Origin of the sequence: Micropruina sp. (genome assembly GCF_027492755.1) — a bacterium.
In the GTDB taxonomy this organism is placed as follows: Bacteria; Actinomycetota; Actinomycetes; order Propionibacteriales; family Propionibacteriaceae; genus Micropruina.
The window spans coordinates 1,617-4,205 of record NZ_JAPUED010000008.1 but is presented as its reverse complement, the minus strand read 5'-3'; the positions used below and the strand labels follow the sequence as shown (position 1 = coordinate 4,205).

Annotated in this window: 2 protein-coding genes; one reads left to right on the top strand and one right to left on the bottom strand. The window is 70.8% G+C overall.

Going from position 1 to position 2,589, the window contains the following annotated elements; all coding sequences use genetic code 11:
* Positions 1-16: 16 nt before the first annotated feature.
* Positions 17-658, bottom strand: coding sequence for a hypothetical protein (locus Q0066_RS00430; RefSeq protein WP_298128942.1), 642 nt, complete (start codon positions 656-658; stop codon positions 17-19).
* A gap of 170 nt (positions 659-828) precedes the next feature.
* On the opposite strand from Q0066_RS00430, the gene Q0066_RS00425 reads away from it, so the two are divergent.
* Positions 829-2,547 carry a S49 family peptidase gene (locus Q0066_RS00425; protein ID WP_298128940.1) on the top strand — a complete coding sequence of 573 codons (1,719 nt, stop codon included), beginning with the start codon at positions 829-831 and terminating at the stop codon, positions 2,545-2,547.
* The last annotated feature ends 42 nt before the right edge of the window (positions 2,548-2,589 follow it).

The window sequence follows — 2,589 nt, the reverse complement described above, 5'->3', positions numbered from 1 at the left end:
GATCAGTGGCCGTCCGTCACCAGTTGGTGCTGGCGCAGGTGATCGTCAGGGTGACCGGAATGGTGCCGGCCGGCCGGCCGTTCTCGGTGTTGCTCAGCTTGCCCTTGGCGGTGAAGGTGGCGCCCTTGCCGGTCAGTTCGAGCGAGGTGCCCTTGGTCGGCTGAGCGGCGTTGTAGCTGATCGTGCGGACGATCGATTCGGAGTCCTCGCCGAGCGCGATCGTCAGCTTCGACACGGTAGTCCGGCGAGCTGAGAGCACCATCGTGGCGTCGATGGTGCCGAAGAAGTCATTGGCTCGATCGGCCACCGTCAGGGTCGGCACCCCGGATTTCGTCGCGCAGGTTCCGGCGAGTTTCTTGCTCGCCTCGCTGTACAGGGCGAGCGACCCGGTGGCCTTCACCGCGGGCTTGTCGGACGGCGTCGAACTCGGGCTCGAACTCGGCGTCGTGCTGGGGCTGCTCGACTCGGACGGGGTTGCGCTCGCCGAGCCGCTCGGGCTCGGCTCGGCGGACGACGGGGCCGGGACGGCGGTGGGCGGCGGGTCGAGCACCGGCGGGGTCTTGGCGCATCCGGCCAGGGCGGCCGTGACCGCGGCCGCGATGATCACCGAGGTCCGTGCCCAACTGCCTCCGGTGCGGGGTGCATTGCGTCCTATCACGCCCCTCATGCTGGCCTGTCGGTGCGCCGGCAGCGGGCCGCGACGCGCTGAGGCCCTCCGATTCGCCGTCCGGTTCGGCACCCACAGGGGCGAACGGCGTCCGGCGCCGCGCCGTCCGGACCAGCACCCGCGCCGCCCGGCCGGCGCCCGTCCCGCATACGCTGGGCGCCATGGATCCTCTCGGCACGCTGTCCTCCCTGCTGCGCAAATCCTCCGTCGGCGATCAGGTCATCCTGGAACTCGACCTCGACCATTCCGTGCTCAGCAACGCCCCGGCCAATCCGCTGGAGGCGTTCAAGCTGATCAACGCCCCCTCGATGCGGGCGTTGCGCGACGGGTTGCAGGCAGCCGCGACCGACCCCGCGGTGAGCGGGCTGATCCTGCACCTGGGCACCTGCCCGATCACCGCCGCCCAGTGCTGCGAGCTGGCCGATCTGGTCGCCGGCTTCGGTGAACACAAGCCGGTCTGGGCCTACACCGAGTCGTTCGGCGAGTTCAGCAGCGGACTGCTGCCCTACACGTTGGCCGCCCATGCCGAGAAGGTCTGGGTGCAGCCGTCCGGCGAGTTGACCCTGGGCGGCGTCCGGACCCAGATCACCCTGCTGCGCGGCGTGTTCGACAAGATCGGTCTCGAGCCGCAGTTCGGCCAGCGCAAAGAGTTCAAGACCGCCGTCGACACCTATGCGGCGCACGAGATCACTGCCGCGAACACCGAGATGATGCAGCAGATCGCCAATTCGATCGCCCATTGGGCGGTCGACACCATCGCTCAGCGCCGGGGCCGGACCACCGATGAGGTGTGGGCCAGCGTCGATGCCGGAGGGTTGACCCCCGGCGAGGCCGTTGCGCACGGCCTGATCGACCGGATCGGCTACCGCGACGAGGTCTACGCCGAGGCGCGGCGGGCCTGGGGTGGCGAGCAGGCCGGGCTGCGCTTCGTCCACCGCTACGGCAAGGTGTCGGCGGCGCGCGAGTTGGTGCAGGCGCGGACGAAGCCGGCCGTCGCGGTCGTCGAGGTGCGCGGCGCGATCGTTTCCGGACGTCCCCAGCGCCAGGCCGGCGGGCAGCCGATGGCGGCCTCCGAAGTGGTCTGTCAGCATCTGCGGGCCGCGGCCACCGACGAGCAGGTGAAGGCCGTCGTGCTGCGGGTCGACTCGCCGGGCGGTTCCTACATCGCCTCGGACGCGATCAGGCGCGAGGTGCTCCGGTTGCGTGAGTCGGGTCGCCCGGTGGTGGCCTGCATGGGCGACATGGCGGCGTCCGGCGGCTACTTCGTGTCGATGCCGGCCGACGAGATCGTCGCCCAGCCCACCACGCTGACCGGCTCGATCGGCGTCTTCGCCGGCAAATTCGTCACCACCGAGATCAAGGAGAAGTTGGGGCTGGTGCTCAGCGACGTCACCGCGGGCGCGTGGGCGTCGTTCATGTCGGCCAACAGCGGCTTCAGCGACGAGCAGTGGGCGGCGCTGGATCGCCGGCTGGACGCCATCTACGCCGATTTCACCGGCAAGGCCGCCGCCGACCGTGGAATGGCGCTGGACGTGCTGGAACCGCTCGCCCACGGCCGGGTCTGGACCGGCGTCGACGCTCGTCAGCGCGGGCTGGTGGACCATCTGGGCGGCATGGGTGCCGCCATCGACCGAGCCTGCGCGCTGGCCGGGCTGCGACGCGACGACGTGGCCGTCCGGGCGGTGTCGATGCTGGGCTTCCTGAAGCAGTTCCGCCCGGCCGAGTCCAGCGAGTCGATCTCGGGCTCACTGGTGACGGCGCCCGCGCGGTTCGACCTGGATTCGCTGGTCGAAACGGCGGCCGCCCGGCTCGGCCTGACGGCGACCGGCGTGCTCAGCGTCCCCTTCGGCATCGAGGTGCACGCCGGCCTGGGTCGCTGAGGTCGCCGGTCGAGCTTGTCGAGACCTGGGACGGCGCCGCGC

What these genes read in the sequence shown, in the direction of transcription:
- Q0066_RS00425 (WP_298128940.1), top strand. Translation starts at nt 829, where the DNA reads ATGGATCCTCTCGGCACGCTGTCCTCCCTGCTGCGCAAATCCTCCGTC.